Genomic DNA, 21,435 nt, shown 5'->3' with positions numbered 1-21,435 from the left:
CCCTCCTTCCCTAACAAGTGTTTGGTAGATTAACGTACCCCCATGAGCAGCGTCGAGGAGTTCCGCACCGAGATCCGTGGCTGGCTGGCGGCGAACCTCACCGGTGCCTTCGCGGACCTGAGAGGCCGTGGCGGCCCCGGACGCGAGCACGAGGCCTTCGCCGAACGGCTCGCCTGGGAACGCCATATGGCAGCCGAAGGCTGGACCTGTGTGGGCTGGCCCGAGGAGCACGGGGGCCGGGGCGCGACCATCGAGCAGCAGGTCGCCTTCCACGAGGAGTACGCCCTGGCCGACGCGCCGGCCCGCGTCAACCACATCGGGGAGCAGCTGCTCGGCCCGACCCTGGTGGCCTTCGGCACACCCGGACAGCGGGCCAGGTTCCTGCCGCCGATCGTCGCGGCCGAGGAGCTCTGGTGCCAGGGCTACAGCGAGCCCGACGCGGGCTCCGACCTGGCGAACGTACGCACCAGGGCCGAGCGGGACGACGGGGGAGACTGGGTGATCACCGGGCAGAAGACCTGGACCTCACTCGCCCATGACGCCCAGTGGTGCTTCGTCGTCGCCCGCACGGAGGCGGGCTCCACCCGACACGCCGGGCTCTCCTACCTGCTGGTCCCGCTCGACCAGCCCGGCGTGGAGATCCGGCCGATCCAGCAACTGACCGGCACCTGCGAATTCAACGAGGTCTTCTTCGACGGCGCCCGCACCGAGGCCGAACACATCGTCGGAGCCCCCGGCGACGGCTGGCGGATCGCCATGGCCACCCTCGGCTTCGAGCGCGGCGTCTCCACCCTCGGCCAGCAGGTCGGCTTCCGGCGCGAACTGGAAGCCCTCATCGGCCTGGCACGGCGCAACGGCGCGGCGGACGACCCGCTGATCCGCGACCGCCTGGCCAGGGCCTGGACGGGACTCGAGACCATCCGGTGCAACGCCCTGCGCATGCTCGACGGGGTGGCGGCCGGCGCACCAGGGCCCGAGGCGTCCATCGGGAAGATCTTCTGGGCCACCTGGCACCGGGAACTCGGCGAGCTGGCCATGAGCGTCCTGGGCGCCGGCGGCACGGTCGCCGCGGGGGAGCCGGGGGAGCCGTACGACCTCGACGACTGGCAGCGGCTGTTCCTCTTCTCCCGCTCCGACACCATCTACGCCGGATCCAACGAGATCCAGCGCAACATCATCGCCGAGCGCGTCCTCGGCCTGCCCAAGGAGGTCCGCCCGTGAACCGACAGCCGTCCTATGTGCCCGGGCATTCCCTGCTGGACGGACGCACCGCGGTGATCACCGCCGCGGCAGGCGCCGGGATCGGCGGAGCGACCGCCCGGAAATTCCTGGAGGAGGGTGCCCGGATCGTCATCGGCGACGCCCATGAACGCCGCTTGAAGGAGAGCGCCGCCGCCCTCGCCGACGAGTTCGGCGCGGACAACGTCGCCGCGCTGCCCTGTGACGTCACCGACCAACAACAGGTCGAGGCCCTGTTCGCGCTCGCCGCGGAACGCCACGCCGGCCTCGACGTCGTCGTCAACAACGCCGGCCTCGGCGGCACCGCCGACCTCGTCGACATGACCGACGAGGCCTGGTCGAAGGTCATCGACGTCACCCTGAACGGCACCTTCCGCTGCACTCGCGCCGCCATGCGCCGCCTCCAGGAGCAGAACACCGGAGGCGTCGTCGTCAACAACGCCTCCGTCATCGGCTGGCGCGCCCAGCGCGGCCAGGCCCACTACGCCGCCGCGAAGGCCGGCGTCATGGCCCTGACCCGGTGCGCCGCCCTGGAGGCCGCCGACTTCGGCGTACGCGTCAACGCCGTCGCCCCCAGCCTCGCCATGCATCCGCACCTGGTGAAGGTCACCACCCCCGAACTGCTGGCCGACCTCACCGAACGCGAGGCGTTCGGCCGCTACGCCGAACCCTGGGAGATCGCCAATGTCATCGTCTTCCTGGCCAGCGGATACTCCTCGTACATGACCGGGGAGACCGTCTCCGTCAGCAGCCAGAGAGCATGAGCACATGACCGGAAACGCCAACGCCGAACGACGCGCCGAACTCCTGGCCACCGCCGCCGGAGTCTTCGCCGACCAGGGCTACAACGCCACCACCGTCCGCCGTATCGCGGACGCCGCCGGGCTGCTCGCGGGCAGCCTCTACTACCACTTCGACTCCAAGGAGTCGATGCTGGACGAGATCCTCTCGGCCTTCCTGGACGAGCTGTGGGCGGGGTACGACACCGTACTCGCGGCCGGGTACGACCCCCGGGAGACCATCGAGGCGCTCGTCACCGAGTCCTTCCGGCAGATCGACCGGCACGGTCCCGCGGTCGCGATCTACCAGAAGGAGTCCAAGCACCTCTCCGTCCAGCCGCGCTTCGGCTACCTCGCCGACTCCCAGGCGAAGTTCGAGAACGCCTGGCTGCGCACCCTGGAACGCGGCGTCGCCGAGCAGGTCTTCCGCAGCGACCTCGACGTCCGTCTCGTCTACCGGTTCGTCCGCGACACCGTCTGGGTGGCCGCCTCCTGGTACCGCCCCGGCGGTACCCACAGCCCGGAGGAGATCGCCCGCCAGTACCTGTCCATGGTTCTCGAAGGCATCACCCCGAGGACCTGACCCCCTCCGATCGCACCCTCTCACCAAGGAGCAGTCATGGCCGAGGCCTACATAGTCGAAGCGGTCCGCACCCCGGTCGGCCGGCGCAAGGGCGGACTCTCCGCCGTCCACCCCGCCGACCTCGGGGCACACGTCATCAAGGCGCTGGTCGAGCGCACCGGGATCGACCCCGCCGCCGTCGACGACGTCGTCTTCGGCTGCCTCGACACCGTCGGCCCGCAGGCCGGGGACATCGCCCGCACCGCGTGGCTCGCCGCGGGCCTCCCCGAGGAGGTGCCCGGCACGACCGTCGACCGGCAGTGCGGCTCCTCCCAGCAGGCCGTCCACTTCGCCGCCCAGGGAGTCATGTCAGGCACCCAGGACCTCGTCGTCGCCGGCGGCACCCAGAACATGTCGATGATCCCGATCGCCTTCGCCAGCCGTCAGGCCGCCGAACCCCTCGGGCTCACCGACGGCCCGTACGCCGGCTCCGAGGGATGGCGCGCCCGCTACGGCGACGCGCCCGTCAACCAGTTCCACGGCGCGGAACTCATCGCACAGAAGTGGGACATCAGCCGGCGGGACATGGAGGAGTTCGCCCTGCGCTCGCACCAGCGGGCCCTGCACGCGATCGGCGAGGGCCGCTTCGCCCGCGAGACCGTCGCCTACGGGGACGTCACCGTGGACGAGGGCCCGCGCCCCGACACCTCCCTGGAGAAGATGGCCGGCCTCAAGCCCGTCGTCGAGGGCGGCAGGCTGACCGCGGGCGTCTCCTCTCAGGTCTCCGACGGCGCCTCCGCGCTGCTCATCGCATCCGAGCGCGCGGTCGCCGAACACAACCTCACGCCCAGGGCCCGTATCCACCACCTCTCGGTGCGCGGTGAGGACCCGATCCGCATGCTGTCGGCGCCCATCCCGGCGACCGCCCACGCGCTGAAGAAGGCCGGGATGTCCATCGACGACATCGACCTGGTCGAGATCAACGAGGCGTTCGCACCGGTCGTGCTGGCCTGGCTGAAGGAGACCGGCGCCGACCCGGCCAAGGTCAACGTCAACGGAGGCGCCATCGCGCTCGGCCACCCGCTGGGCGCCACCGGCACCAAGCTGATGACGACCCTGCTGCACGAGCTGGAGCGCACCGGCGGCCGTTACGGCCTCCAGACGATGTGCGAGGGCGGCGGCCAGGCCAACGTCACCATCATCGAGCGCCTCTGACCGTGGTGGCGCCGATCAGAACATCTGACGTCTGATCTTAGGTAGGATCCCCCTCAGGACGGCGAACCGAGGGGGAACGATGGCCGCAGCACAGCGGAGCTTCAGGGAGCTCGCGCCCGAGGCGCCGCGGGGGGCGAGCGCCTCGCGGCGGGCTACCACCACCGGCCAGATCAAGGACTTCATCCTGGTCGAGGGCCTGCGCCCCGGTGACCTGCTGCCCACGGAGGCCGAGCTCTGCGAGCGTCTCAACGTCTCCCGCTCCAGTGTGCGGGAAGCGGTTCGTACGCTGTCGACGCTCGGCATCGTCGACGTCCGCCACGGCCACGGCACGTATGTGGGCGCCATGTCGCTCGACGCCCTGGTCGAGATGCTCGTCTTCCGCGGTGTGCTGAGCCCGGGCGACGACCTGCGCGCACTGCGTGACGTGGTCGAGATCCGCCAGGCACTCGACCACGGCATGGCCGACCGCATCGTGGCGAGTCTGGCGGGCACCTCCAACCCGGACCTGCACGCGCTGGTGGACGAGATGGTCGCCGTGGCCGGGGAAGGGCACACCTTCCCCCAGCAGGACCGCGCGTTCCACACCGGACTGCTGGCACGGCTGGACAACGCCCTGATCGGACAGCTCGTCAGCGCGTTCTGGGAGGTGCACACCGTCGTGGTGCCCACCCTGGGGCTCTCCGTCGCGGCCGACATGGTTCAGACGGCGCGGGCGCACGGGCTCATGCTCGACGCGGCCGAGGCGGGCGACGTCCTCGCCTTCCACACGGCGCTCACGTCTCACTACGACCCCATCGGCAAGGCACTCGGCGTGACGGACCCCACGACCACCGGAGACTCGGCACCATGACCACAGCACGGCCCGCCGCCCTGGTGGGCGCGTACGCGGCACTGCCCTCCCCGCGCGCCGACCAGGAGTGCTTCTACGAGGAGCTCGCCGGCCGGGGGATCGCCGACGGCCTTGAGATCCCGTTCCTCCGCGACGGGCTCGGGGACGACATACCGTGGCTCGCAGCACGGACACGCGGCCGTTTCACCCGCTCGGTGATCACCCTGATCCCCGGCACGATGGCGCGGGTGGGTGCCTCGGGCACTTTCGGGCTCGCATCGGGCGACCACGACGGCCGCCAGGCGGCGCTCGCCTTCCTCCGCGAAGCCCGCGTCGCCGCCGAGGAGTTGAACCAGCTCACCGGCGAGCAGTCGGTCTCCGCCATCCACATCCACACCGCGCCTTCGACGACCGCCGTGGGGGAGATGTTCGCTCTTTCTCTCGACGAGATCGCGGCGAGCGCACCCGCCGACGGCGCCTGGTCCACCCGGCTCGTCCTGGAGCACTGCGACGCGTACGCGCCGGACGTCCCCGGCGAGAAGCGGTTCCTGTCACTGGAGGACGAAATCCCCCTCGCGCGTGACGCGGGGATCGGTATCACCGTCAACTGGGGTCGCTCCGCGATCGAGGCGCAGGACCGGGCCCGGCCGCTCGCCCAGATCGAACGCCTCGTGTCCGAGGGCCTGTTGGAGGGCGTCATGTTCTCCGGCGCGGGCCCGACAGCGAACAGGTACGGGGGTCCGTGGGCGGACGCGCACCTTCCCCTCACCGAGGACGAGCCCGCCTCCCTCATGGACGCCGACGAGGTGCGCCGCTGTCTCCGGGCGGCCGAAGGGGCGTACTCCTACGCGGGGGCGAAGATCCAGGTGCCGGGCGACGCCACGGTCGACGAGAGGCTCACCGCCGTGGGCCACGTCATGGGACTCCTGCCCTAAGGCCCTTTCGCGCCCGGTGGCCCCGGCTCCCGGTCCGCCGGGGCCACCGTACGACTCCGAGGCCGACGGTCTCAGCTGTCGGTGCTCCGGGACGCCGTGAGCCACGAGAGTGGCAGGACCGTCAGGAACAGGCCCTGCCACTCACGCTCCCACAGCACGGCCAGCCGTCCGTCGGGAAGCTGCGCCATCGACTGGTAGACATGGTGACGGGGATTGAGCACCCGGTTGTGCGGCCATGTCCGGCCGTCGTCGAAGGACATCCGCAGCACACCCCGCCCCCGGAACGGCAACAGCTGGGAGGCGTTGGCGAACACCGTCGCCTCGCGCCCGTCGTCGAGGGTCACAGCGATCGCGTTGGGCTGCGAGAAGATCTCGGGAATCTGCGACTCGAACCCGACCTCGCCCCAGCTCTCACCACCGTCCGTGCTCGACGCGTGCGCGACCCGTCCCGAAGGATGCTGGTTGCGCGCGTAGAGGTGCACCGAGCCGTCGGCGCCCTCGACGAGGACGGACTCGTACAGCGAAGCCCGGCCGTCCGGAAGGTCACGGGACGACAGCTCGACGCCGTCCAGCACCCGACCGTCGTTCGGTGAGGAGCCACGCCGCCAGGTCCTGCCCCCGTCATCGCTCAGCACGGCGGCACAGGAGAACGTCCGGCCCTCCTCGTGGTTGTAGTAGACGGGCATGAGGACGCGGCCCCGGTGCTCGCCGCGCGCCAGCTGGATCCCGTTGCCCGGGGAGGTCCCGAAGAACCGCATCCAGCTCTCCTTCACCTGCGGCGTGACGTCTTCCGGGCCGCTCCAGGTCGCTCCGTCGTCGTCGCTCCAGATCATCTGGAAGTACGCGGTGCGCACACTCAGCAGAGATTCATCGGGGTCCACACCCGCCGCGAGATGGATGTTGCCCGCGGCCTTCCCCGCCCGGGTGACCGTCCCGTCGTCCGCGACCCGGTACGGCGACTCCTCCCCGTCCGCCGTGACGACACCGCCGTCCGCCTCGCGCAGGTGGACGGCGCCGTCCCGGTCGGTCAGGATCATCCGTCCGCGCTCGTCGTAGCCGGTGCCCACCTCCGCGTTGGGCTGCCCGTACCCACCGGGGAACTGGTCGATCAGCACGGTCACCCGGCCGCTCTCGCGGTCCTGGACGATCACGGGGTCGCTCACGGACGTTCCGAGACGACCGCTGCCGGGATAACGGAGGACGGTGCGGACGGGCTCCCAGCTCCGCCCGCCGTCGAGGCTGCGCCGCACGACGAGGTTGATGTCGTTGGGACAGTCGTTCGCGATGCTGACACGCTGGTCGGCGCAGGCGAGGACCACACCCGATCCGAGCGTCAGCAGCGCCGGAATGCGGTAGCTGATCGAGCCCTCCATGCCCGTGTCGAACAAGGCCCGGGTCTCCAGCGGCTCGACCGAGGCGAGCCGCTTGACCTGGTGGTCGGAGAGCACCGCCTCATGGATCGCCGCGGTCCGGGCCTCACCGAACAGACGGGTGCCCGCGAGATCGGCCCCCACGACCACGCGCTCCACCTGGCCGATGTCCTGGAAGAAGGCGGTGCCGGCCGCGTGCAGCACCTGGAAGCCGTCGACGTACAGGTCGAGGGCGCCGTGGCCGCTGACCAGCACGACGTCGTGCCAGTTGCCGTCGTCCCAGTGCCCAGGGGCGCGGATGGCCGCGACCTCGGCACCGTCGGCGGTCACGGCGAAGGTGAGGTCTCCGTCGTCGATGGCGAGGGTCAGGGTGCCGGTCGTACCGCCGCCCTGGAGGATGACGCCTCCCTGGCCCAGGCCACGGGTGCGGCAGCGCGCGCGGATCGAGCCCTCGCCGAGGGAGCCGAGACGCCGGGCGTCGCGGGGCGACAGCTCGGCCGCCGCGAACTCCACGAGTGGCTTCTCGGCGACGGACTGTGCGACCACGGCGTTCGCCGTGAGGGGCGCGTCCCAGACGGTCAGGCGCGACGGCGTCATGATGCGCTGGGTGTCGACCTCGATCGAGGTCAGCCCGAGGGCGGCGAACCATGCTGTCGTGGTGGCCGAAAATGCCTCGTAGCCGTCCACGAACAGGTGGGTACCGGTCGCGTCGACCGTGAGTGCGACGCTGTGCACCCGTCCGTCGTCCATCCCGACGGTGTCCTCGGCGTCCAGGTGGCGCACCTCCCCCTGGCACCTGATCCATCCGTCCACGCGGCCCTCGGTCACCGTGAGCGTGATGGACCCGTGCTCACCCCGGATCGAGAGCAGCGGACCGTCGATCGTCGTCGCCACATCGACCTGGAGCGTTCCCGTCGCGTCGCCCGCCGCGAGGGCGAGGGTCCGGGCGTCGGCGACGAGTTCGGCCGCGCCACCACGGGCGTCGAGTCGGATCTGGGGTGCGGCAGCGTCGGTGCGCATACGTTCCTCTCGGTTGGCCGGCGCCGGTCTCCGGAACCTGCCGGATCCGGCGTGCGGCGCCCGGAACCCCCACGGGCCCACGCGTGACCGTACATAAGACGTCAGATGTCCGTCAATGAAGTGCGGGTTCACGAGCTGTGCGGGGTCCCGCCACGTGCCTAAACTCTCATTCGGGCTCCATAGCCCCATATTTCGTGCGACCACTCCCGTTCGTCCGCCACACTGGGCCGATGGCTGGAATGACCGCTCTCACCAAGCTCTGCCCGCCTCCGGGCCGCGCCACGAAACCTCGCTGGGAGACCATCGAGGCGAACCTCGGCACGCCGCTGCCGCAGGACTACAAACAGCTGGCCGAGCGATACGGGCCCGGAGCGTTCAACGACTACGTCCACGTCTACCACCCGCACGGCGCGACGGAGTACGTCGACCTCACGGGCCCCATGCCCGGCAGACTCCGTGCGCAGCTGAGCAAGGACCACGAACAGGGGACGCACCCCGTCCCGTACGCCCCGGAGACGCTCCTCGCGTGCGCCGTGACCGACAACGGGGAGAACCTCTTCTGGATCACGGACCCCGCAGGGGACCCCGACCGCTGGCGCATCGCGGTCAACGAGGCCCGCGGACCGGGCTGGTTCACCTACGACGGAACCCTGACGGCCTTCCTCGCCGCCGTCCTCGACGGCAGCACCGAGGTTCCTCTGTTCCCGGACGACCTCGGCGAGAAGTCCGCCCGCTTCACTCCCGCGAGCCCCGCCGACACGGGGTCGATCCGCTCCTGGGCACGGGCCCGCGGCTACGACGTGCGGCCCCGGGGGCGGATCCCTCTGGAGGTCCGGGACGCCTGGGAAAAGCACCGGAAGCCGAAGGGCTGACGTCCACCGGCTGCCCGAACCGCCGCGCTACGCGCCCGCGTGCGAGACGAACGCCGCCCATCCGTCGCGGCCGATGCGCAGGGCCGGGCCGTCGCCTGCGGCCTTGGAGTCCCGTACGTGGACCGAGCCGCGGCCCACGGCGACCTCGACGCAGTCACCGCCGCCCGATCCGCTGTAACTGCTCTTGAACCAGCGCAGCTCGTCCACGCTCTCGGTTACCTGCTCCACGCTCATGTCTCTCCCACCAGCCGTTCGATGAGCCGCGCAGACTCCCGGGCGTTGAGGGCCTGCGATCGCAGCTTGCCATATCGCAGCGCGAAGCCGCTGACGTCTGCCGGATCACTGACGATGCAGCCGATCTCCTGGGACTCGATGTATCCGAGGCGCCGGAGCTCCTTCGTCTCGATCAGGACGTACGGGCCGTCCAGGCCGGTGTGGAAGCCGCTTCGGTCGGGCATCACCTGCACCTCCACATTGCGCAAGGTGCCGACCTCCAAAAGGTGTTGCCACTGCTCCCGCATCACTGCCGCCCCACCTGTGGGGTTCCGCAACGCCTCCTCGCCGATGATGAACGACAGCTCTGCCATCGGGTCCCGTGTCAGCAACTTCTGCCGGCCCAACCGCGCTTCCGTGTGCCGGTCCACGATCTCCTCGCTGAACGGCGGGCAGTGGCCCGCGAACACCGCGCGCGCGTACGCCTCGGTCTGCAACAGGCCCGGTACCAGCAGCGGATCGTACGAGAACCGGCTCAGCACCTCCGCCTCGATGGTCGCGAAGTTGCGGAAGAACCGGGGCAGCTTCGCCCGGTCCACGCCGGGTTGGAGTACCTCCAGTACTCCCCGCGCGTCCAGCACCCTGTCCGCGGCTTCGGTGAACGCTTCCTTCGCCGGGCGACGGCCCTGCTCGACCGAGGCGACCTGCTCCAGCGAGTAGCCGATGGCCTCGCCCAGGGCCTGCTGATTCAACTCGGCCCGCTTGCGCAGATGTTGCAGGAGTGTCCCGTAGGCCACCCAGGCGCCCGGCAGGTCGTTGTCGGCCTCCGCCTTCGCGCTCGTCGCGCGGTCCTTCCTGGTCTCCCGCACAGCTCTCACGTCCCCTCGGCCACCGGTGCGTACGCCCCTCCATACATCAACGGGAGTGACATCACCCAGGGCACGGCCGCCTACGCGTACAGAGCCCGTACAAGACCCGTACAACCGCGGTTCGGTGGGTCGGGCGAGTCCCGTACTGCCCCGCCTCGTACGGCCGTTTCCCCTGGTCGGGGCAGGTTTCGGTGGTCGACCATGGCGTCGTGAAACCACAGGAATTGCACCTTCGGTTCAGCAGCACGCCGCGCGGTGCGCGCCTGGCGCGGACCCTGGCCGTGCAGCAGTTCACCGAGTGGTCCGGGCGGTCGTACGACTCCGACGGCGCCCGTGCGGTCGCGCACGTCACGGCTGAACTCGCCTCGAACGCGATCACGCACGGACGCCTGCCGGGCCGCGACTTCCGGCTGACCATGCGGCTCCTGGCGGAGGCGGTCCGCATCGAGGTCACCGACACCCGTCCCGAACGCACTCTGCCCGCCACCGCCTCCGGCAGGGGCCTGCTCCTCGTCGAGGCCTATGCGGCCCGCTGGGGGAGCGGCGTCCGCGACGCGTACACCAAGTGCGTCTGGGCGGAGGTGCGGCTCAGAAAGTGATGACGACCTTGCCGTGGACGTGGCGTCCGGCCTGTAGTGCCACGGCGTCGCGGGTCTGCTCGACCGGGAAGGTCGCGGCGACCGGCACGGTGAGGGTGCCGGCCAGGATCGCGTCGGTGATCCGCCGCAGGGCGTCCGGCTCCGCCTCGCTGCCGCCTGTCGCCCGCACTCCGCCGGGAGGGTTGGGTCCTGCGGCGATCGTGGAGATCCGCTCGGGCGGTACGCCGAGCGTGAGCGCGGTCTCGGCGGTCTCGGTGCCGAACAGGTCGGTCGCCGCGGTCACACCCTCGGGGACCAGGGCCTTCACCCGGCCGGCGAGCCCGGGGCCGTATGCCACGGGCTCGGCGCCCAGCTCTCGCAGGAAGTCGAAGGTGCGCTCCGAGGCGGTCCCGATCACCCGGGCGCCGGCGAGCTTCGCGAGCTGTACGGCGAACACGCCCACGCCGCCGGCGGCGCCGCCGATCAGGACGGTGTCACCGGAGCGCAGACCGATCGCGGCCAGAGCGGCGGCGGCGGTCATGCCGGCCACCGGAAGGGTGCTCGCCACCTCGTCGCTGATGCCGTCCGGCGTGTGGGCGAGCAGGTCGGGTGCCTGTGTGGGCACCTCGGCCACCAGGAAATCGGCGGCGGCCCTGCCCAGTGCGCCTCCCAGCACCCGGTCACCCACGGTGAAACCCTGGGCGCCCGCGCCGACCTCGTCCACCACGCCGGCGAAGTCGTGTCCGAAGCCGGAGGGCAGGGTGACGCCGAACTGCTCGGCCGCCTCGGGCATCGAGGCGAGGATCCAGTCCATGGGATTCAGCCCGGCGGCCGTCACCCGGACGCGGACCTCACCGGGACCGGCGTGCGGCTCCGGGACCTCTCGCAGCTCCAGGACCTCGGGGCCTCCGAACGCTTCGTAGATGACGGCTCGGCTCATGACAGACCTCCAGCAGACAAGTGATGGGACTTGGTCCTATCACCGTACATGAGTGACGGGACCAAGTGCCGTAAGCTGGTCCCATGGCCCGCTGGCAACCCAATGCACCCGAGCGACTCGTGGTCGCCGCCCTCGACCTGTTCTCGGAGCGGGGCTACGAGAACACGACGGTGATCGACATCGCGGAGCGCGCGGGGCTCACGAAGAGCACCTTCTTCCGGCACTTCCCTGACAAGCGGGAAGTCCTCTTCGGCGGGGACGGGATGTCCGGACTGCTCGCCGAGGGGATCGCTGCGGCGCCGGCGGCGGCCACGCCGCTCGAAGCAGTGGCTCATGCCCTGGACGAGGTCGGGAGGGATGTCTTCGTGCCCTCGCGCCGTGCGTTCACCGCCCGGAGACAGGCGGTGATCACCGCCAATCCGGAGCTGCGGGAACGCGAGGCGCTGAAGGGGCTGCGCCTCACCGCCTCGATGGCCGAAGCGCTCAGGCAGCGCGGCGTTCCCGAGCTGACCTCACGCGTGGCCGCCGAGGTGGGCGCGCTCGTCATGAAGATCACGTACGAGCGCTGGAGCGACGCGGCCGGCACCGAGGAGTTCACCGAGGTGGCACGGCGCACACTCGGCGAGGTGCGAGCAGCCGGCGCCTCAACCCTGGGTGACAACACCTGAGGCCGCCATCTCGTTGCGCGAAATAACATTTTATGACTCAACCCTGAGGCCACTACGGTCCGATTTCATGGAATGGAATCTTCAGTCGGCCGAAAGACTCGTGGCTGCTCTGCGTGCCGGTGAAGTGACTTCGGCGGAGCTGACCGACGAGGCGATCACCCGTATCGAGCACGACGACAAGGAGATCAACGCGATCTGTGTGCCGGACTTCGATCGTGCGCGGGTCTCCGCGCACGAGGCCGACCTGGCACGCGCCCGTGGTGAGGACCGGCCGCTGCTCGGAATCCCGGTCACGGTCAAGGAGAGTTACAACATCGCCGGGCTGCCCACGAACTGGGGCATGCCGCTCCACCGGGACTACATGCCTGCCGAGGACGCGGTGCAGGTGTCACGTCTCAAGAACGCGGGCGGCGTGATCCTCGGCAAGACCAATGTGCCCCTGGGGCTGCAAGATCTCCAGAGCTTCAACGAGATCCACGGCACCACCAACAACCCGTGGGATCACGGTCGTACCTCGGGCGGATCCTCCGGTGGATCGGCGGCGGCCCTGGCGTCCGGGTTCGGCGCGCTGTCCATCGGCTCCGACATCGGCGGTTCGCTGCGCACCCCCGCGCACTTCTGCGGTGTCTACGCGCACAAGCCGACACTGGGGCTGGCCGCGAACCGCGGCATGGTCCCGCCGTCCGACCCGGCACTGCCGGTCGACCTCGACCTGGCCGTCGTCGGTCCGATGGCGCGTACCGCCCGGGACCTCACGCTGCTGCTCGACGTGATGGCGGGACCTGACCCGCTGACGCACGGTGTGGCGTACGACGTGAGGCTGCCGCCCGCGCGTTATGAGCGTCTCGGCGACTTCCGGGTCCTGGTCCTCGAAGAGCATCCGCTGATTCCGACCGGTTCCGAGGTGCGGGCGGGCGTGAACCGGGTGGCAGACGCGCTCGACGACGGCGGCGCCCGCGTCGTACGGCACAGCGCCCTGCTGCCTGACCTGACCGAAGCCGGGCTGCTCTACACGGAGTTGATGTTCTCGGGCTCCACCGCACGCTTCCCCGTGGAGGCGTACGAGCAGTTGCGGACCACCGCCGCCGGGCTGGGCGCGGAGGACCGGAGCCTCTCCGCGACCCGGCTGCGCGGCATGGTGTTCAGCCACCGCGACTGGGTCGAGGCGAACAACCGCCGCGAGCTCCACCGCCAGGGCTGGCGGCGGCTGTTCGCGGAGTTCGACGCCGTGGTGTGTCCCATCACGCCCACTCCCGCGTTCCCGCACGACCACAACCCTGATCTGCTGGAACGCCGGATCGACATCGACGGCGTCGAGTACCCGTTCTTCGACCAGCTCGTCTGGGCCGGTCTGGCCACCATGCCCGGCCTGCCCGCCACCGCCGTACCCGCCGGCCGGACCCCCGATGGCCTTCCGGTGGGGGTGCAGCTCATCGGCCCGATGTACGAGGACCGCACCCCGCTGAAACTGGCCGAACTGCTGGAGGAGAGCATGGGCGGCTTCCAGCCACCGAAGTAGGCCCGGCCGGCTCAGACCCGCTCGAACGGCTCCGCGTACGTGAAGACGCCCCGCAGCGCCGGGTCGTGGGCGGCCAGGGTGCGGACCTGGAAGTACTCGCCCCACGAGGGATCCGGCGCGGTGATGCCGTACTCCGTGCTGGTGCGGAAGCCGTAGCGGCCGTAGTACGCGGGGCTGCCGAGGAGAGCGACGAAGGGCTCGCCCAGGGCGTCCGCCGCGCCGAGCGCGGTGTGGACCAGGGCGAGGCCGACGCCGCGGTGCTGATGGTCGGGGTGCACACTGAGCGGGCCGAGGCCCAGGGCGGGGACCGTGCCGACATGGCCCCGGGTGCAGATCACGTGGCCGACCACCTCGTCCTTGTCGCCGAGCGCCACGAGCGAAAGTTCCGGCAGCCAGCCCTCGCAGTGGCGCAGCTCGTCCAGGAGGGTCACCTCCACCGGAAGCGGAGTCTCCGGTCTGGAGAAGGCCGCCGCGGTGACGGCGCGTACGGCGGGGACATCGGAGGGCGTTTCGCGTCGGATCAGCACCGGCACAGTTTCGGCCCCGCGCCGCGGCACCGCAACGGATTTTGCCGCGGCGCCGCGGAGGGGCCTCGGGTGTGCCCGGCTCAGCACTCCGACATGGACGTGGACGTGGACGTGCGGGCCAGGGCCTGCCGCACCTCGACCGTGGGGAAGGGAGTTCGTTTGCTTTCCCTGATCAGCCGATCGTGAAAGCGGTCCAGGACGACGGCGTGCGGGGCATGGCGATCAATGATCGCCTCGATCCCGGGAGGAACGCCGTCGGGGCGGCGCCCTGCCAGCCACTCGCGCAGGAACGCTTCGTGTTCCGTGCCACCGCGCACGGCCTCGGGCAGGTGGTGGCGCAGCAGGTGTCCGGGTGCGTAGCAGCGGTCGTACAGGAGGTGGTCGGTGAGGAAGGCGGCCTCCGGCGGGGAGAGTTCGAAGTCGCGGCTGGAGGCGAGCCCGAAGTCCGCGAAGTACACCAGTTGACCGTCCGTGAGCAGATTGTCGAAGTGGGTGTCGAAGTGGACCAGCCCGCGTGAGCTCATGAACTCCGTCCCCCTCAGCAGCGCGTCCTCCGCCCACAGGTAGGGGGAGTCGCCTCCTGGCTCCGTCCAGGCCGCATCACGGGTACGGGCGAGCCAGGCCCCGAGTGTCTGAGGTACGTGCTCCAGGAAGAGCACCAGGCTGAAGGAGGACCTGCCGACGGCCTCCAGCCGCCGACGCACGGCAGGCGATCCCTCCCAGTGCGCGACGGCTCCCGCGATGCCTCCGAACTCATCGGCGAAGTCGACCGGGGGCCGGTCCGGCAGGACCCGCCAGTGGTACAGCAGCGGGAAACCCGTGTACTCGTTCCGCAGAACCCATGCCGTGGTCATGAGGTGCGCGGCCAGTTCACGCCAGGCCCCGAACCCCGCCGACCCCACTCCGTACTGGTAGAAGAGGGGGAGCTCGAACAGGTTGGCGGTCGAGCGCACATGCTCCGGCCGTAACTCGACGTCCGTCAGCGGGACCCGCTTGACGAAGACCGGTACCCCCGCGACCTCCATCTCGGCCCGTCTGCCGCCGATGCCCGAGCCGAGTGCCGGCCCGGCAGCCACCGCATCGCCGAGCCGCCGGTCGCTGAGCAGGGAGAGCTGCGCTCCCACGGCCGCCGACGCGGACACACGCGCGGCGGGTGGTGGCTCGGTCCGGTCCATCGGCAACTCCTGAGTGGGGAAAAGGCGGTTGACGCCGCGTGCGACTTCGACGATCATCGCCGACTTCCGTCATCTCTCAGCAGAAAGGAACGACATGTTCAACAAGCGGAAATTCGCCACCGGTGCAGGAGTGGTCGCGCTCGCCGCCACGATGACCCTCGTGGGCGCCACCGCTGCGTACGCCGGGACGGACGAGCGCATCGACGTCGCCGGGGGAGAGGTGACCTTCACCGCCGACGGTGATTACATCGACGCCTACGACCTGCGGAAGGACGGCTACTGCATGACGGCCGAGCTGATGATCACCAATCAGCCCGACTACTGGACCGTCTCGTCCTGCGGGTACAACACCTACCACTACCGGAGCCTGAGTTTCATCAACGAGGGTGCACCGGTGTACATCAGGGCGTGCTACACCAAGAAGCACAGCGGTGGGTCCTACACCCGGGTCAAATGCAGCGGCTGGCAGGGCGCACACGCCTGACCGCCCTCAACAGTGCTCGAAGCCGCGCCGGGTGTTGTCATCTGCTGGTGTGGCGGTGCCTATGCGCGGCCCAGGTGGCGGTGCAGCAGCATCGTGCCGCCGGCGGGCAGAGTGAGGCCCCGGGCCGAGGCCACGGTGCGGTATCCGCCCGCCGGACTCACGCTCGGTGGGGGCAAACGATCTTCGCGGCTGCGGATTGCGGGCTCGGTCCTCAGTTCTTCGCCGGGACCGGGACCGGGACCGGAAGCGGGACGGGCCCGGCCAGCCGGTCGGCACCGGGCGGTACGGGAACGGCGGCGAATGCGGCATTCTGCTGGGCTTGGAGCTCAGCCTTCCGGGCGGGGGTGGTGGAGGGCAGGCGCTGCTCCTCGTACAGGAGGTGCGTCACCTCCTGGGCGTGCTTGCTGGCGGGGGTGTGGAACTGAACTTCGAAGAGCTGTCCGTAGCCGGGGGCCCGCCACCCGGTGTTGAGGCCCTTGTAACCACTGTCCCGGCCCCAGGTGTTGGACCACTTCGTGCTGTCGTTGGCCCAGGCGGACAGCTGCGTGGAAGCCGTGGACACTCCGTCCGTGTAGGCACCGTCCGGCCATTGGAGGGTGTAGCGAACGGCGTCGCCCACGCCCCGCAGGACGGTGTCCACGTTCTGCCCGGGGTGCTCCTTGAGAGAGGTGGCGACCTTCCGCTTGAGAGAGTCAGGAGTCTTCAGACGGTGGTCGAAGCCGACCATCTCCGCACCTGACGCGAGCGCGGCGGCACGCACGTCCACGCTGATCGACGGCTCGGCCCGCTCCACCCGTTCGGCGTAGCCGTCGACCTTGGCGTTGTCGGCGGAACTCAGCGTGAGGCCGCCCTCCCCCTTCCAGCCGTCGTCGGGCGCGCCGGCCGCGGAGGGCCCGGCACCGAGGGCGAGCGCGGTGGCGAACACCACCGTCAGAAGACTCCGGCCGGCGGCGGTAGCAGGGGTCATATTGATGGTCATGGGATCGCCTTCACGCGGGGGATTGATCTTGCGAAAGGCATAACCGGCCGATGCGCATTCGGTAACGGCATCCTGGCTGTGCCGTCTCCCCTCGTACTCGGAGAACCCCGCTGCCCCCTGAGTGCTCCCTCGACCGGGGCGGCCTACGGGGCCGGGTGCACGCGTCGGCCCCCGGCTTGACCCTGTCACCGTGGCAAGGTCTTCAGTGGGGCCGAGGAGGTGGTACCGATGACCCTGCCGATACAGGACACCGATGTGACCCGTGCCCTTCGAGGGCTGGAGGCCGACCGCTCGGCGGTGCGGCTGCGGGCGGCGATGGCGGTCGGCACGACGCCCGATGCCAGGTTCGTCGCGAGGTTGCTCGAACGCTGCGCGGTCGAACCCGACTTCCAGGTGCGTGAGATGCTCACCTGGGCGCTGACCCGCCACTCGGCTTCGGTGACGGTCCCCGGGCTTCTCGGTGAGGTCCGCTCGGAGCGTGCCCAGGCGCGAAGCCAGGCCCTGCACACGCTGTCCAAGATCGGGGACCGGGGCGCTTGGCCGGTGGTCACGCGGGATCTGCTGTCCGATGCCGACGACGAGGTGGCGCGGAGTGCCTGGAGGGCGGCGGTCGTCCTGGTGCCGTCCGGGGAGGAACCAGAGCTGGCAGCCGCTCTGACGACGCAACTCGGGCGGGGAGTACGGGAGACGCAGCTGAGCCTCAGCCGGGCGCTGGTCGCGCTCGGTGAGGTGATCCTGCCGGCCCTGCATACGGCGACAGCGGACCCGGACCCCGGCGTACGTGCGCACGCGCTGGCCACGGAACGGCTGTTGCAGGACCCCGAGGCCGGGTTCGAGTTCGCGATCGAGGAGGCGAAGCGCGTGGTCGCCCTCGGCGGTACGGATGGACAGGAGTGACGGCAGGCCGTGTTGATCGGTGAGGTGGCGCGGCGGTCGGGGGTGAGCGCCCGCATGCTCCGGCATTACGAGTCGCTCGGCCTGGTGCGGCCGACGGAGCGTACCGGGGGCGGCTACCGGGAGTACGCGGAGGGCGACATCCGGCGGATCTTCCATATCGAGAGCCTGCGCTCGCTCGGGCTGTCCCTCAGGGACGTCGGCCGCGCCCTGGACGATCCCGGCTTCAGGCCATCCGCGCTCGTCGACGGCCTGATCCAGGAGACCCGGGAGCGCATCGCACGGGAGACGGAGCTGCTCACACGGCTGGGCAGGATCGGTGCCGCGCGGCCCGGCGACTGGGAGGACGTCCTGCGGACCGTGGCGCTCCTCCAGGGCCTGACCTCGGAGAGTGCCGGGAAGCGTCAGCGGGCGGCCCTGTCGGCGGTCGACGAAGGGGTGCCGGTGGAAGCACTGGTCGAAGGGGCGTTGAGCGAGGCGGACCCGCATGTGGCCGGTGCCTTTCGATGGGCCCTGGCGCAGGCGGGCGCCGGTGGCCCTGAGCTGCTGGCGGAAGGGCTCGCCTCACCCGTCGCCGAGGTACGCAAGCGCGCGGTGCAGAGCCTCGTCGAGATGCCGGGGGACGAGGTGACCCCGCTGCTGCGGAGGGCTCTGGCCGGCGACGACCCCGCTGTCCGTGGTTACGCGGCCCTGGAGCTCGGGGCGCGCGGGGTGGCCGAGGTGGTGCCGACGCTCCTCGACATGATCGTCGAGGAGATGAGGGACGTCGACGCCGCCGACGCGCTGAGCGCGCTGGCCGACTGCCCGGAGCTGGCGGACCGGATCACGGACGGCCTGGTCAGCCGCCTCGCCCGCCCGGGCGCGGGGTCGGCCGTACGCCGACGGCTGACCCAGGCCCTCGCTGACATCCCGGGCGCCACGACGGCTCGCGCTCTGGAGGAGCTGTCGCAGGACGAGGACCGAGGGGTCGCGGTCACCGCGGAGTACCTGCTCGGCAGGCGCGCCACGGAATGACGGCCGCTGTCCTGCGCCCCGCCGGGGTGGTCCGAAGTGACGGGCCACCCCGTGCGGATCAGCTCGCCCCCGGCAGTGCCTTCAGTGCCGCTGCCGCCTCGGTCATGATCCGCTCCACCAGTTCCGCGCAGGACGGCAGATCGTCGATCAGGCCCGCCACCTGGCCGGAGGCCATGACCCCGATGTCCGTACGGCCCTCGACCAGTGAGGCTTTGAGCAGCATCGGGGTGTTGGCGGCCAGCAGCACCTGGCTCCAGGTCAGTTCCTTGCCGTGCTTCATCGCCAGTCCGTCCCGGACGAGTTGGGGCCAGCTCGCCCCGGACTCCTTCCGGAAGGCCGAGGCGTGCCGCAGCGCCCGTAGCGTCGAGGTCACACGGCCTGAGCGCTCCAGCGAGTCGACCATCGCCGTACGCAGCATGCGGTGCGGCAGTCCGTCCACCTGGTGGGTGACCGTGACGTCCTTGACGCCGGCGGCCAGGTACTTCGCCTTCACCGCGTCGGGGACGGTGCTGTCCGAGGTGAGCAGGAAGCGCGTCCCCATCCCGATGCCGGCCGCCCCGTAGGCCAGCGCTGCGACCAGTCCGCGGCCGTCGTGGAAGCCGCCGGCCGCGATCACCGGGATGTCCACGGCGTCCACGACCTGGGGGAGGAGCACCGTGGTGGCCACGTCCCCCGTGTGTCCGCCGCCCTCGCCGCCCTGCACCATCACCGCGTCCGCACCCCATGCGGCGACCTTCTCCGCGTGCCGGCGGGCCCCGATGGAGGGGATGACGACGACTCCGGCGTCCTTGAGCCGGGCGATCAGGTCCTTGGAGGGGGCGAGCGCGAAGGACGCCACCCGCACTCCCTCGTCGATGATGATCCGCACTCGCTCGCCCGCGTCGCCCGCGTCGGCCCGGAGGTTGACACCGAACGGTGCGTCCGTACGGGACCTGACCTCGCGGACCGCCGCCCGTAGCTGCTCGACGGTCATCGTCGCGGAGGCCAGGATGCCGAGCGCGCCCGCGTTCGCGGAGGCGGACACCAGCCGCGGGCCGGCCACCCACCCCATCCCGGTCTGCACGATCGGGTGGCGGACCCCGGTCAGTTCGGTGAGCGCGGTGGAGAACGGAGCGGGCCCCGTCATGCCGGGACCTCCCGCTCGCGCAGTCCCTTCGGGTCGATGACCTCGCGGATCAGCCGGAGTTCGGACTCCGTGGGCTCACGGGTGTACGGCACCTCGTCCGGAATCGCGAGAGTGAACCCGGTGGCCTCGGTGACCTGCTCGATGCTCACACCGGGGTGCACGGACCGCAGCCGCATCGTGCGGCCGGGTGTCTCGAAGTCGAAGACACCCAGGTTGCTGACGACTTCGGGGATGCGGTGGTAGCGGGTCGCGGAAGGACCTGCGGCCGCGGCCCGCTCGTACCCGACCCCGCTGACCATGTCGACGTGCTCCACGAACACCCGCGCCGAGTGCTTGGGGATCCAGTAACTCGTGGGGTTGTTGAGGGTGTTGACGGGCGCGCCGCGCACCCCGAGCAACTGCCGCGTGGGCCGGGCCCAGTCGCCGATGCAGGAGATGTTCTGGTTGCCGTGCCGGTCGATCTGGCTGGCGCCCATCATCACGTGCCGGCGGCCGGTGGCGGTGAGCGTCAGATGCTGGCGGAACGGCAGCCACCCCTCCACGCTTCCCGGCCGCGACCCCACCGGTGGGGTGTCGCCCATCAGCAGCGCCTCCCCGTCGGTCAGCAGCAGCTCCGGCGAGAACGTCAGCTTCGCGAGGCGCGCCCCGATCGTCGGGACGTTGCCCATGGGGCTGGCGAGGATCTCGCCGGCGTCCCGCCAGGCGTCGGCGCAGGCCACCACGCAGTACTCGGCGCGACTGGTGGTGATGCCGCTGGTCTCGGTGCCGCTCATGCTTGCTCCTCCTGGTGGAACGCGGTGACGGCGGCCTGGTAGGCGGCTTCGTCCCCGGTCAGGAACCGTTCGACGAAGGCGGGCCAGGCCTCGGGGTCGCGCGCGGCCCGGACATAGGCGCGCTGGAAGGCCTCGTCCCGGTCGTGGTCGGGCACGCAGGACGTGAAGTGCGCGCCGTTCGGTGTCTCCACGACCCCGTCCACGAACAGCCGCTTCACCAGGAGGGTCCCCGGACCGTGCTCCTTCAGCAGGTCCGCCGTCTCCACGATCCGCTCGCAGGAGACGTACGCCTGGTCCGCGGCCTCGCAGAAGAGGTCGTCGAAGTACGGGTCGGGGCCCAGGTACTGGCCGTTGCCCTGGGCGTCCGCCCGGTTCAGGTGGACCAGGGCCGCGTCCATGCGCAGTGCCGGGACCGCGACCAGCTCCTCCGCGTCCTCGTACGGCGAAGTGACCGTACGCAGCGCCGGGTTGACCTCCATCAGGTCCGATCCCAGGCCCGCGCGCACCGGCATGAACGGCAGCCGCTGCGCGCCCGCCGTCAGACCCCACATCATCATCGACTCGTCGAGCTCGGCCATCTCGAACGCGCCGCGCTGCCGGGCGGCCGTGAAGTGCGGTTCCAGCGGTATCGAGTCGAGCGTCCCGAACGCCGTGACCAGCTTGCGGATCCTGCCCGCCGCGGCGAGCAGCCCGACATCAGGACCGCCGTACGACACCACCGTCAGATCCGTGACATCCGAGCGCAGCAGCGCCCGGACCAGGGCCATCGGCTTACGGCGCGAGCCCCAGCCGCCGATGCCGATCGTCATACCGCTCTCCAGCCGGCCGACGACGTCCTCGGGCGTCATCGTCTTG

Annotated in this window: 23 protein-coding genes; 13 read left to right on the top strand and 10 right to left on the bottom strand. The window is 70.6% G+C overall.

What is annotated here, in order from left to right:
- Nucleotides 1-42: 42 nt before the first annotated feature.
- The 6 genes from AB0C75_RS17410 (at nucleotide 43) to AB0C75_RS17385 (ending at nucleotide 5,559) form a co-directional block, all read left to right on the top strand.
- Nucleotides 43-1,221 (top strand): acyl-CoA dehydrogenase family protein, encoded by a 1,179-nt coding sequence (locus tag AB0C75_RS17410; RefSeq protein WP_362891597.1) that lies wholly within the window; start codon nucleotides 43-45, stop codon nucleotides 1,219-1,221.
- On the top strand, nucleotides 1,218-2,003 hold the full coding sequence (locus tag AB0C75_RS17405; RefSeq protein WP_362891595.1) for an SDR family oxidoreductase: 786 nt from the start codon (nucleotides 1,218-1,220) through the stop codon (nucleotides 2,001-2,003). The genes AB0C75_RS17410 and AB0C75_RS17405 overlap by 4 nt, the downstream gene beginning before the upstream one ends.
- A 4-nt stretch (nucleotides 2,004-2,007) precedes the next feature.
- Entirely contained in the window at nucleotides 2,008-2,601 is a 594-nt protein-coding gene (locus AB0C75_RS17400; RefSeq protein ID WP_362891593.1) for a TetR/AcrR family transcriptional regulator, read from the top strand.
- A gap of 36 nt (nucleotides 2,602-2,637) precedes the next feature.
- Nucleotides 2,638-3,795 (top strand): acetyl-CoA C-acetyltransferase, encoded by a 1,158-nt coding sequence (locus AB0C75_RS17395; RefSeq protein ID WP_362891591.1) that lies wholly within the window; start codon nucleotides 2,638-2,640, stop codon nucleotides 3,793-3,795.
- 79 nt (nucleotides 3,796-3,874) lie between these two features.
- Nucleotides 3,875-4,645 carry a GntR family transcriptional regulator gene (locus AB0C75_RS17390; protein WP_362891589.1) on the top strand — a complete coding sequence of 257 codons (771 nt, stop codon included), beginning with the start codon at nucleotides 3,875-3,877 and terminating at the stop codon, nucleotides 4,643-4,645.
- The gene (locus tag AB0C75_RS17385) at nucleotides 4,642-5,559 is read left to right on the top strand and encodes a DUF4862 family protein (protein WP_362891587.1); all 918 of its coding nucleotides are present in this window, start codon (nucleotides 4,642-4,644) and stop codon (nucleotides 5,557-5,559) included. The genes AB0C75_RS17390 and AB0C75_RS17385 overlap by 4 nt, the downstream gene beginning before the upstream one ends.
- Before the next feature lie 71 nt (nucleotides 5,560-5,630).
- Here AB0C75_RS17385 and AB0C75_RS17380 read toward each other — a convergent pair whose 3' ends face one another.
- A complete protein-coding gene (locus tag AB0C75_RS17380) occupies nucleotides 5,631-7,949 on the bottom strand; it encodes a sialidase family protein (RefSeq protein WP_362891585.1) in 2,319 nt (772 codons plus the stop codon).
- A 230-nt stretch (nucleotides 7,950-8,179) separates the two neighbouring features.
- Between AB0C75_RS17380 and AB0C75_RS17375 the strand changes: the two genes are divergently transcribed.
- Entirely contained in the window at nucleotides 8,180-8,821 is a 642-nt protein-coding gene (locus tag AB0C75_RS17375) for a histone-like nucleoid-structuring protein Lsr2 (protein WP_362891583.1), read from the top strand.
- 27 nt (nucleotides 8,822-8,848) lie between these two features.
- Here the strand turns inward: AB0C75_RS17375 and AB0C75_RS17370 are convergent, their stop codons facing one another.
- Both AB0C75_RS17370 and AB0C75_RS17365 read right to left on the bottom strand, forming a co-directional pair.
- A complete protein-coding gene (locus AB0C75_RS17370) occupies nucleotides 8,849-9,055 on the bottom strand; it encodes a DUF397 domain-containing protein (RefSeq protein ID WP_362891581.1) in 207 nt (68 codons plus the stop codon).
- Nucleotides 9,052-9,903, bottom strand: a complete 852-nt coding sequence (locus tag AB0C75_RS17365) for a helix-turn-helix transcriptional regulator (RefSeq protein WP_362891579.1) — start codon at nucleotides 9,901-9,903, stop codon at nucleotides 9,052-9,054. The genes AB0C75_RS17370 and AB0C75_RS17365 overlap by 4 nt, the downstream gene beginning before the upstream one ends.
- 209 nt (nucleotides 9,904-10,112) lie before the next feature.
- Here AB0C75_RS17365 and AB0C75_RS17360 point away from each other — a divergent pair, with 209 nt between their 5' ends.
- The gene (locus AB0C75_RS17360) at nucleotides 10,113-10,502 is read left to right on the top strand and encodes an ATP-binding protein (RefSeq protein ID WP_362891577.1); all 390 of its coding nucleotides are present in this window, start codon (nucleotides 10,113-10,115) and stop codon (nucleotides 10,500-10,502) included.
- Here the strand turns inward: AB0C75_RS17360 and AB0C75_RS17355 are convergent.
- A complete protein-coding gene (locus AB0C75_RS17355) occupies nucleotides 10,492-11,421 on the bottom strand; it encodes an NADP-dependent oxidoreductase (RefSeq protein ID WP_362891575.1) in 930 nt (309 codons plus the stop codon). The genes AB0C75_RS17360 and AB0C75_RS17355 overlap by 11 nt on opposite strands.
- Nucleotides 11,422-11,504: 83 nt before the next feature.
- On the opposite strand from AB0C75_RS17355, the gene AB0C75_RS17350 reads away from it, so the two are divergent.
- Both AB0C75_RS17350 and AB0C75_RS17345 read left to right on the top strand, forming a co-directional pair.
- Nucleotides 11,505-12,089 (top strand): helix-turn-helix domain-containing protein, encoded by a 585-nt coding sequence (locus AB0C75_RS17350; protein WP_362891573.1) that lies wholly within the window; start codon nucleotides 11,505-11,507, stop codon nucleotides 12,087-12,089.
- Nucleotides 12,090-12,156: 67 nt separating this feature from the next.
- Nucleotides 12,157-13,608 (top strand): amidase, encoded by a 1,452-nt coding sequence (locus AB0C75_RS17345; protein WP_362891571.1) that lies wholly within the window; start codon nucleotides 12,157-12,159, stop codon nucleotides 13,606-13,608.
- 11 nt (nucleotides 13,609-13,619) lie between these two features.
- Here AB0C75_RS17345 and AB0C75_RS17340 read toward each other — a convergent pair whose 3' ends face one another.
- Together AB0C75_RS17340 and AB0C75_RS17335 are read right to left on the bottom strand one after the other, a co-directional pair.
- Entirely contained in the window at nucleotides 13,620-14,135 is a 516-nt protein-coding gene (locus AB0C75_RS17340; RefSeq protein WP_362891569.1) for an N-acetyltransferase, read from the bottom strand.
- Nucleotides 14,136-14,215: 80 nt separating this feature from the next.
- A complete protein-coding gene (locus tag AB0C75_RS17335) occupies nucleotides 14,216-15,310 on the bottom strand; it encodes a serine/threonine-protein kinase (RefSeq protein WP_362891894.1) in 1,095 nt (364 codons plus the stop codon).
- 94 nt (nucleotides 15,311-15,404) lie between these two features.
- On the opposite strand from AB0C75_RS17335, the gene AB0C75_RS17330 reads away from it, so the two are divergent.
- Nucleotides 15,405-15,794, top strand: coding sequence for a hypothetical protein (locus tag AB0C75_RS17330; RefSeq protein WP_362891567.1), 390 nt, complete (start codon nucleotides 15,405-15,407; stop codon nucleotides 15,792-15,794).
- A gap of 211 nt (nucleotides 15,795-16,005) precedes the next feature.
- On the opposite strand, the gene AB0C75_RS17325 is transcribed toward AB0C75_RS17330, so the two are convergent.
- Complete coding sequence (locus AB0C75_RS17325) at nucleotides 16,006-16,773, bottom strand: ATP nucleotide 3'-pyrophosphokinase (RefSeq protein ID WP_362891565.1); 768 nt, start codon at nucleotides 16,771-16,773, stop codon at nucleotides 16,006-16,008.
- A 228-nt stretch (nucleotides 16,774-17,001) separates the two neighbouring features.
- Here AB0C75_RS17325 and AB0C75_RS17320 point away from each other — a divergent pair, with 228 nt between their 5' ends.
- Both AB0C75_RS17320 and AB0C75_RS17315 read left to right on the top strand, forming a co-directional pair.
- Nucleotides 17,002-17,670, top strand: coding sequence for a HEAT repeat domain-containing protein (locus tag AB0C75_RS17320; protein ID WP_362891563.1), 669 nt, complete (start codon nucleotides 17,002-17,004; stop codon nucleotides 17,668-17,670).
- 9 nt (nucleotides 17,671-17,679) lie between these two features.
- A complete protein-coding gene (locus AB0C75_RS17315) occupies nucleotides 17,680-18,681 on the top strand; it encodes a MerR family transcriptional regulator (RefSeq protein ID WP_362891561.1) in 1,002 nt (333 codons plus the stop codon).
- Nucleotides 18,682-18,739: 58 nt separating this feature from the next.
- On the opposite strand, the gene AB0C75_RS17310 is transcribed toward AB0C75_RS17315, so the two are convergent.
- The 3 genes from AB0C75_RS17310 to AB0C75_RS17300 are packed head-to-tail and all read right to left on the bottom strand — an operon-like array spanning nucleotide 18,740 to nucleotide 21,428.
- Nucleotides 18,740-19,807, bottom strand: coding sequence for a nitronate monooxygenase (locus AB0C75_RS17310; protein WP_362891559.1), 1,068 nt, complete (start codon nucleotides 19,805-19,807; stop codon nucleotides 18,740-18,742).
- The gene (locus AB0C75_RS17305) at nucleotides 19,804-20,580 is read right to left on the bottom strand and encodes a CoA-transferase (RefSeq protein ID WP_362891557.1); all 777 of its coding nucleotides are present in this window, start codon (nucleotides 20,578-20,580) and stop codon (nucleotides 19,804-19,806) included. The genes AB0C75_RS17310 and AB0C75_RS17305 overlap by 4 nt, the downstream gene beginning before the upstream one ends.
- On the bottom strand, nucleotides 20,577-21,428 hold the full coding sequence (locus AB0C75_RS17300; protein ID WP_362891892.1) for a CoA-transferase: 852 nt from the start codon (nucleotides 21,426-21,428) through the stop codon (nucleotides 20,577-20,579). The genes AB0C75_RS17305 and AB0C75_RS17300 overlap by 4 nt, the downstream gene beginning before the upstream one ends.
- Nucleotides 21,429-21,435: the final 7 nt, after the last annotated feature.

This window comes from Streptomyces sp. NPDC048565 (genome assembly GCF_040650935.1).
Classification (GTDB): domain Bacteria; phylum Actinomycetota; class Actinomycetes; order Streptomycetales; family Streptomycetaceae; genus Streptomyces.
The sequence above is the reverse complement of the archived record's forward strand: the minus strand, read 5'-3'. Positions and strand labels throughout refer to the sequence as shown.

Coding starts and splice junctions, on each gene's coding strand:
- AB0C75_RS17410 (WP_362891597.1), top strand. CDS start 43: ATGAGCAGCGTCGAGGAGTTCCGCACCGAGATCCGTGGCTGGCTGGCG.
- AB0C75_RS17400 (WP_362891593.1), top strand. CDS start 2,008: ATGACCGGAAACGCCAACGCCGAACGACGCGCCGAACTCCTGGCCACC.
- AB0C75_RS17395 (WP_362891591.1), top strand. CDS start 2,638: ATGGCCGAGGCCTACATAGTCGAAGCGGTCCGCACCCCGGTCGGCCGG.
- AB0C75_RS17390 (WP_362891589.1), top strand. CDS start 3,875: ATGGCCGCAGCACAGCGGAGCTTCAGGGAGCTCGCGCCCGAGGCGCCG.
- AB0C75_RS17385 (WP_362891587.1), top strand. CDS start 4,642: ATGACCACAGCACGGCCCGCCGCCCTGGTGGGCGCGTACGCGGCACTG.
- AB0C75_RS17380 (WP_362891585.1), bottom strand. CDS start 7,949: ATGCGCACCGACGCTGCCGCACCCCAGATCCGACTCGACGCCCGTGGT.
- AB0C75_RS17375 (WP_362891583.1), top strand. CDS start 8,180: ATGGCTGGAATGACCGCTCTCACCAAGCTCTGCCCGCCTCCGGGCCGC.
- AB0C75_RS17370 (WP_362891581.1), bottom strand. CDS start 9,055: ATGAGCGTGGAGCAGGTAACCGAGAGCGTGGACGAGCTGCGCTGGTTC.
- AB0C75_RS17355 (WP_362891575.1), bottom strand. CDS start 11,421: ATGAGCCGAGCCGTCATCTACGAAGCGTTCGGAGGCCCCGAGGTCCTG.
- AB0C75_RS17350 (WP_362891573.1), top strand. CDS start 11,505: ATGGCCCGCTGGCAACCCAATGCACCCGAGCGACTCGTGGTCGCCGCC.
- AB0C75_RS17345 (WP_362891571.1), top strand. CDS start 12,157: ATGGAATGGAATCTTCAGTCGGCCGAAAGACTCGTGGCTGCTCTGCGT.
- AB0C75_RS17335 (WP_362891894.1), bottom strand. CDS start 15,310: ATGGACCGGACCGAGCCACCACCCGCCGCGCGTGTGTCCGCGTCGGCG.
- AB0C75_RS17330 (WP_362891567.1), top strand. CDS start 15,405: ATGTTCAACAAGCGGAAATTCGCCACCGGTGCAGGAGTGGTCGCGCTC.
- AB0C75_RS17325 (WP_362891565.1), bottom strand. CDS start 16,773: ATGACCATCAATATGACCCCTGCTACCGCCGCCGGCCGGAGTCTTCTG.
- AB0C75_RS17320 (WP_362891563.1), top strand. CDS start 17,002: ATGACCCTGCCGATACAGGACACCGATGTGACCCGTGCCCTTCGAGGG.
- AB0C75_RS17310 (WP_362891559.1), bottom strand. CDS start 19,807: ATGACGGGGCCCGCTCCGTTCTCCACCGCGCTCACCGAACTGACCGGG.
- AB0C75_RS17305 (WP_362891557.1), bottom strand. CDS start 20,580: ATGAGCGGCACCGAGACCAGCGGCATCACCACCAGTCGCGCCGAGTAC.
- AB0C75_RS17300 (WP_362891892.1), bottom strand. CDS start 21,428: ATGACGCCCGAGGACGTCGTCGGCCGGCTGGAGAGCGGTATGACGATC.